This is a genomic window from Exiguobacterium sp. s7 (assembly GCF_018618195.1).
GTDB lineage: Bacteria > Bacillota > Bacilli > Exiguobacteriales > Exiguobacteriaceae > Exiguobacterium > Exiguobacterium mexicanum_A.
Genome location: NZ_JACSLO010000005.1, coordinates 215,764 through 222,772, shown reverse-complemented (window position 1 = coordinate 222,772; position 7,009 = coordinate 215,764). Strand labels below are relative to the sequence as shown.

General features: G+C 52.1%; 6 protein-coding genes. 5 read left to right on the top strand and 1 reads right to left on the bottom strand.

Annotated features, from left to right (window positions below; all coding sequences use genetic code 11):
- The coding region (locus KNP79_RS08835; protein ID WP_215192026.1) for an RNA-guided endonuclease InsQ/TnpB family protein at nt 1-920 on the top strand (920 nt) is incomplete at its 5' end.
- 150 nt (nt 921-1,070) lie between these two features.
- Nucleotides 1,071-1,286 carry a hypothetical protein gene (locus KNP79_RS08830; RefSeq protein ID WP_214752357.1) on the top strand — a complete coding sequence of 72 codons (216 nt, stop codon included), beginning with the start codon at nt 1,071-1,073 and terminating at the stop codon, nt 1,284-1,286.
- 29 nt (nt 1,287-1,315) lie between these two features.
- Here KNP79_RS08830 and KNP79_RS08825 read toward each other — a convergent pair whose 3' ends face one another.
- Nucleotides 1,316-3,127: a transglycosylase domain-containing protein gene (locus KNP79_RS08825; RefSeq protein WP_215192024.1), complete on the bottom strand. Its 1,812-nt coding sequence runs from the start codon at nt 3,125-3,127 to the stop codon at nt 1,316-1,318.
- 128 nt (nt 3,128-3,255) lie between these two features.
- On the opposite strand from KNP79_RS08825, the gene KNP79_RS08820 reads away from it, so the two are divergent.
- From KNP79_RS08820 to glgA, 3 genes are read left to right on the top strand one after another with little or no spacing between them, the layout of a single operon-like run.
- Nucleotides 3,256-4,410 carry a glucose-1-phosphate adenylyltransferase gene (locus tag KNP79_RS08820; protein ID WP_214752361.1) on the top strand — a complete coding sequence of 385 codons (1,155 nt, stop codon included), beginning with the start codon at nt 3,256-3,258 and terminating at the stop codon, nt 4,408-4,410.
- Nucleotides 4,411-4,444: 34 nt separating this feature from the next.
- The gene (gene glgD / locus KNP79_RS08815; RefSeq protein ID WP_214752363.1) at nt 4,445-5,545 is read left to right on the top strand and encodes a glucose-1-phosphate adenylyltransferase subunit GlgD; all 1,101 of its coding nucleotides are present in this window, start codon (nt 4,445-4,447) and stop codon (nt 5,543-5,545) included.
- Nucleotides 5,546-5,556: 11 nt separating this feature from the next.
- A complete protein-coding gene (gene glgA / locus KNP79_RS08810) occupies nt 5,557-6,996 on the top strand; it encodes a glycogen synthase GlgA (RefSeq protein WP_214752365.1) in 1,440 nt (479 codons plus the stop codon).
- Nucleotides 6,997-7,009 lie beyond the last annotated feature (13 nt).

Below are 7,009 nucleotides of genomic sequence, written 5' to 3'. Positions count from 1 at the left end.
TCACGGCGGACCTGCCGAGCGCCGTCAAGAACCAGGCCATCCAGGACGCGAAGAGCATGTTCAAGAGGGCGAAGAAGAAGGACTTCCAGGTCGTCCCGGTCCTCAAGAAGCCATACTGCACCTGGAACAACCAGAACTACTCGTTCGACTTCGAGTCGGTCTCCCTCCCGATCATCATCGACGGGAAGGTGAAGAAGACGGCCATCCGCGCCGACATGGTCGACCCGGACAACCGGAACGCGACCCTCCTCGCCAACAAGCTCGGGACGCTCCGCATCACGAAGAAGTCGACCAAGTGGATCGCCCAGATCGCCGTCACGATTCGCACGACAGAAAAAACAGAAACGAAGGTGCTCGGGGTGGACCTCGGTCTGAAAGTCCCTGCCGTCGCATCGACCGATTGCGAAAAGGCGCGGTTCTTCGGGAACGGGCGCGAGAACAAGTACATGAAACGCAAGTTCCGGACGAAGCGGAAAGAGCTCGGTCAAAAGAAGAAACTGAATGCGATCAAGAAACTGGACAACAAAGAACAGCGCTGGATGCGAGACAAGGATCACAAGGTGAGCCGTGGGATCGTCGACTTCGCGAAAGAGAACCATATCTCTGTCATCCGCCTCGAAAGACTGGCGAACATCCGACAGACGGCAAGCACAAGCCGTAAAAACGCCAAGAACCTGCACACCTGGTCGTTCTATCGCTTAGCCACATTCATCGAATACAAGGCGAAGTTAGAAGGAATCAAGGTCGAATATGTCAACCCTGCATACACATCTCAGACATGTCCTTCTTGCGGAAGCCGAAATAAAGCGAAAGATCGAACCTATTCGTGTTCATGCGGATTCAACAAGCATAGAGATTTAGTCGGTGCGATGAACATCCGATACGCACCTGTGGTTGATGGTGACAGTCAACCAGCCTGAGAACCTATAGGGTCTGTCTCAGGAGGGGTGATGGCAAACCCTTATCTGAAGGCTCGGACAAAACAGAAATGGCCTGCGTCCGCACGGGCACTTCAGAATCCCACCCATCCTGAAGAGATGGGCTTGCGGCTTTAGCCGTGGGAGTGTCAAATGAGAATCGAGTCGGAACTGACCGAACGAGGGGACGTGCTCACGTTCGTTGATGATGCCGTTCGAATTCAACACGCGACATATTCGCTCGGCAACGGACTCTTCTTCAACAAGAACGGGCAGACGATGTTCAATCCGTGGAAGCTGATTCATGAGGATGAACTGTTTGAGTCATGGGGAAATTACGGATACCATACTTATCGAAAACAGCAATAAGGTCAGGGACAACTGTCCCTGACCTTATTTTAGCGATGGGCTTCTGTCCAAATGATGGCAGGATAGGCCCGATTGGCGAGTTCCGGGAACGGCCGCGGCGTGTCGGCGCCGAGCCAGATAGCCGTGATTGTCTCATCGGTCAAGCCGACGTACCACATGTCCTTATGCGAGTTCGTCGTACCGGTCTTGCCGCCGACATAAGGACGTTTGATTTGACCGGCATACCGTCCGGTCCCGTACGTCGTAACGGAAGACAACGCCTCGCGCATCGTCGCGACGGTCGATTTCGACCAGACGGCTTGTTGCGTCACACTTGGCGTGAGCGTTGGGACTCCCGACTCGAAACGAATCTGTTTGATGGTTTGACCTGACACATAAACCCCTTGATTTAAGAACGGCGTATAGGCGGCGGCGAGTTCTTTCGGTGACACACCTTGGGTCAATCCGCCGAGCGCACTGGCCAGGCTGTTATCCGTTTTAGCGTCCCATTGGCTGAACATTAGGTCGGCCGTGGCGAACGCCGTTTCCTGGTCAATCGCGGTGAAGGCAGCGAGCGCCGGCGTGTTGTAAGAATACGCGACCGTATCACGGAACGATACATCGCCGAGGACGCGATTGCCGCTGTTCGTCGGACAATATGTTCCGTAACAGACCGGCCGGCCGTCAAGGATCGTATCGAGTTTCGCACCGGTCTCTTCGATGAAAGGCGCGAAGACGAGGACCGGCTTGATGGCCGACCCGGGTTGACGGAACGCTTGCGTGGCCCGGTTGAATTCACCGCTCTGAGTCATTTCTGAATCAACGAGGGCGACGATTCGGCCTTTCGGCGTCAATTCAGCATAGCCACCGTTTAAACCGTTCGGCAGTTTCGTCATCACTTGTTTTGCTTGTTGTTGTCGGGCGACAGACAGATACGTGTCGATCGTCGCTTGATTCGTCGCCAAGTAGTCTCTGGCCGCGTCTTCATCGAGGTCATAGCGTGAGCGGACGAGTCGGATCGCTTCTTTCATGACCGTATCCATATAATCGGGATAGCGGACAACGTGCTGTCGATAGGTCGCCTTCAGCTTCACACCGTGGTGCGTCTCGTAAGCTTGCTTCGATAGCACGCCGGCATCCCGCAGTTGAGTGAGGATGCGGTCCTTACGCTCATAAAATCCGGATGAAGGTTGGAGCGGATCATAGAGGGAAGGATTGTTTGGTACGGTCAACAGGAAAGCGATTTGATTCCAATTTAAATCTTCGAGCGGACGAGCAAAGTACGTATCGGCAGCTGCTTGGATGCCATAAACGTTATATCCAAAGAAGATGACGTTACTGTAGGCGGTCATAATTTCTTTCTTACTATATTGTTTTTCCAAGGCTCGAGCGAGTAAAAGTTCTTTCACTTTACGTTCATATGTCCGCTCGTGCGTCAAATACACGTTACGAGCCAACTGCTGCGTGATCGTACTTCCGCCCTGTAACGACGATTCATTGGCGTTGTGAATGAACGCCCGGGCGATCCCGCCGAGGTCGTAACCTGGGTGGGCGTTGAACTTACGATCTTCGATGACCATGATCGCCTCACGGATATGGGCCGGCAAGCGGGCGACGGAGACGTCATCACGTCGGCCGCTCAAATAGAGCTGTTCTGTCCCGCCTTTATACGTCAATGTGACGGCATGCTTCGAAGCGAGCGGGGCCGCATCGACCGTCTTTTCGCCCCACGTCAAAATCTGCTTCGTCTGTTCAATCTCCTCTTTCAACGCCCCGCTGATTGTCAGACCGGCGGCTAGCAAACCGGCAAAAAATAGTGTCCCAATCCACGCTCGCATCGTCTCACCTCTCTCTTTATTCATTATATCGTCAATCTTTCGATAAAATTCAAAATGTAAACGTTATCATATAATAATTTGAGCAGGAATACATTAGGAAGTAGAGAAAGAGGGTAATAGATGTTTATATTATGAATTTAGGAGGCTGTACTATGAAGCAAGAAATGGTTGCGATGCTCCTCGCAGGAGGAGAAGGGAAACGACTCGGGCCTCTCACACGGAAGACAGCGAAGCCTGCTGTCAACTTTGGAGGGAAGTACCGGATCATCGATTTTCCATTATCGAACTGTACCAATTCGGGAATCACGACGGTGGGCGTGTTAACACAATATGAACCGCTTGAGTTGAACCGTTACCTAGGCATCGGGTCGGCCTGGGACTTGGACCGCCGCAATGGAGGCTTGGCCATCTTACCGCCTTACCAAGCGCAGTCGGGAAAAAACTGGTACGAAGGTACGGCCAATGCGATTTATCGGAACTTGAGCTATATCGACGACTACGATCCGGAGTACGTGTTGATCCTATCGGGGGACCACATTTACAAGATGGATTATGAGAAGATGCTCGATTTCCATAAAGAGAAGCAAGCAGACGTCACGATTTCAGTTATGGAAGTCCCTTGGGACGAAGCACCGCGTTTCGGGATCTTGAACACGAGCGATGATCTTCGCATCAATGAGTTCGAAGAGAAGCCGGAGAAACCGAAGAGCAACTTGGCTTCGATGGGGATTTATATCTTCAACTGGAAAGTGCTACGGGAGCACTTGATTCAAGATGCAGAAGACGAGACATCAAGCTTCGACTTCGGTAAAAACATCATTCCGAACACGCTCCTCGACGGTTTAGACGTGTTCGCGTATAAATTTAAAGGTTACTGGAAAGACGTCGGGACGATTCAATCGCTTTGGGAAGCCAACATGGACTTACTCGAAGAAGATCCACCGTTCGATCTATATGATCCGGACTTTAAAATCTACTCGGTCAACCCGAACCAGACGCCACAGTTCATCGGCAAAGATGCCTGTGTCGAACAGTCGGTCATCAATGAAGGTTGCCGGATTGAGGGCGAAGTTCAACATTCAGTTTTGTTCTATGATGTGCGCGTCGGTGAAGGCTCGCTCGTCAAAGACTCGGTTATCATGCCTGGAGCACGAATCGGAAAAGATGTAACGATTCATAGAGCCATCGTCGCGAGCTGTGCCGTCATTGAGGACGGTGCGACGGTCGGTGAGCCGGGTGGTGAGATCGTTGTCATTGAACCACATGAAAATATCGAGAGCGGCACAGTCTTCAAACAACGTGCTTAATTTAAAAAAAGACCGACGCAAGGAGGCGTTACTGTTGACGAATGATTTGTTAGGGGTCATCAACTTAGGGACCGAAGAGGGCTTGTTTCCAGAATTTACGGGGCATCGCAATTTAGCTGCTGTCCCGTTCTCTGGGCGTTATCGCCTGATTGATTTTACATTGACGAATATGATTACCCAAGGCATCAACCAAGTGGGTATTTTCACGCTCGATAAGTATCGCTCGCTCATGGATCACTTGGGTTCAGGGAAAGAATGGGATTTGGACCGTTCGCAAGGCGGGCTACACATCTTCCCGCCGGCGCTCAAGCCCGACGGGGAAGCGTACCTCGGCGACTTGGCCAACTTCTCGATGCACCGCGAACACTTCGTACGCAGCAAACAGCCGTACGTCGTGATCACCGGATCGAACGTGTTGACGACGATCGACTTCCAAGACATGCTCGAGCATCATAAATCAATGGGTGCGGACATTACACTCGCTTATACCGGACACGAACAAAAATGTGGCTATTGCCGCCCGATTCGTCTCGGCGAAAACGACCGTGTCGTCGGCATCGGTGAGCGCGGATACACCCCGGACGATGAGTATACGTATACCGAGACGATCATCATGTCGAAAAACTTGTTCCTTCGTCTCGTCGACGAAGCGACGTCAAGAGGCGAGTATGATTTGCTCGACGGTGTCATCCGTCCACAGCTTCATCGTCTGCACGTACACGGCTATCACTATACTGGGAAAATGCAGGTGATTCATTCTGTCCTTTCATACTATAATGAAAGTATGCGCTTACTTCGTCAGGAAGGGATTATCTATGACTTCCCGCATATCTATACGAAGATCAAACATGAGCCGCCGACCCGTTATTTGAAAGGGTCGAAAGTGAATGAAGCGCTCGTTGCAAACGGCTGTAAAATCAGCGGAGAAGTTCAAAACAGTATTCTCTTCCGCGGTGTCGTCGTCAGTGAGCACGCCCGTGTCAAAAACTCAATCATTTTATCCAAGTCGATCATCGAAGAAGGCGCTGTCGTCGAGAACGCCATTTTAGATAAAGAAGTGGTCGTCAAACGAGGACAAGTCATTCGAGGTACGGTCGACGAACCGATCGTCATCGGAAAACGGACAACGGTTTAAAGGGGGATATTATGAAAATATGGTATGTCGCTTCAGAAGCGGCACCGTTCATGAAAACGGGGGGGCTTGCCGATGTCATCGGCTCGCTCCCTCAAGCGGTGTCTGGCCTCGGTGAAGATGTGAGTGTCGTTATGCCGAAGTATGGCTCGATTGCTCAGGAATATGTGGACGAGATGGAGTATCTATTCGACTTGATCGTACCGGTCGGATGGCGCAAGCAGTTTGGTGCCGTCCTGAAACTTGTGCGCGATGGGGTCACGTTCTACTTTATCGATAACGAGTACTATTTCAAACGGGAAGGCGTGCTCTACGGCCATTACGATGATGCCGAGCGGTTCGCATTCTTCTCTCGGGCCGTCCTTGAGATGATCGGGAAACTCGAAGCAGAGGAGATCCCGGACGTGCTCCATTGTCACGACTGGCAAACGGGCGTCGTCCCGGCCTTTTTACGGATTCATTATCAACACCTCGAGGCGTATCAACGCATCCGTACGGTGTTCACCATCCATAACCTGCAATATCAAGGCATCTTCCCGGAAGCGGTCCTCGGCGAGCTGTTACAGTTCGGTCCGGAACACTTCACAGCAGAAGGGATTCAACATAACGGTCTCGTCAACTACATGAAGGCCGGAATCGTTCATTCCGATCAAATCACGACGGTCAGTCCGTCGTATCGCGACGAGATTATGGAACCGTACTACGGGGAAGGACTCGACGCGGCGCTTCGGTACCGGTCAGTTGACGTCCGGGGCATTTTGAACGGCCTTGATTTGGCGACGAACGACCCGAGCACGGACAAGCGCATCGCGCAAACGTATGACCTCGATACGGTGAAGGAAGGGAAGCTCGTCAACAAGCGCGTCCTGCAAGAGCGGTTTGGTCTCGAAGTACGTGACGACATCATGTTGATTGGCTTTGTCAGTCGACTCGTCGAGCAAAAAGGGCTCGATTTGATCGAAGCCGTGAGTGAAGAGCTCGGAAACTTGGACTGTCAGTTCGTCTTCCTCGGATCGGGTCAACCCGAATACGAGGGCATCGTTCACGAGATGACGGCGACGCATCCAGGCAAGGTCGGGTCGTATATCGGCTTCGACATTGAACTCGCACACTTGATTTACGCGGGATCGGATGCATTCCTCATGCCGTCGCGCTTTGAGCCGTGCGGTCTGAGCCAACTTATCTCGATGCGCTATGGGACGCTCCCGATCGTCCGCGAGACGGGTGGGTTACGCGACACGGTCAAGCCGTATAATGAGTACACACAAGAGGGGACGGGATTTGGTTTCTTGAATTACAACGCCCACGAGATGCTCGCGACGATTGAGAAATCGATTCGTGTCTTCTACGACGACAACAATTGGAACGCCCTCGTCCATCAAGCGATGACTGCGGACTTCAGCTGGAAACAATCCGCGAAGCAATACCGTGAGTTGTATCACCTATTCGCATGACCGGAAGGAGTTT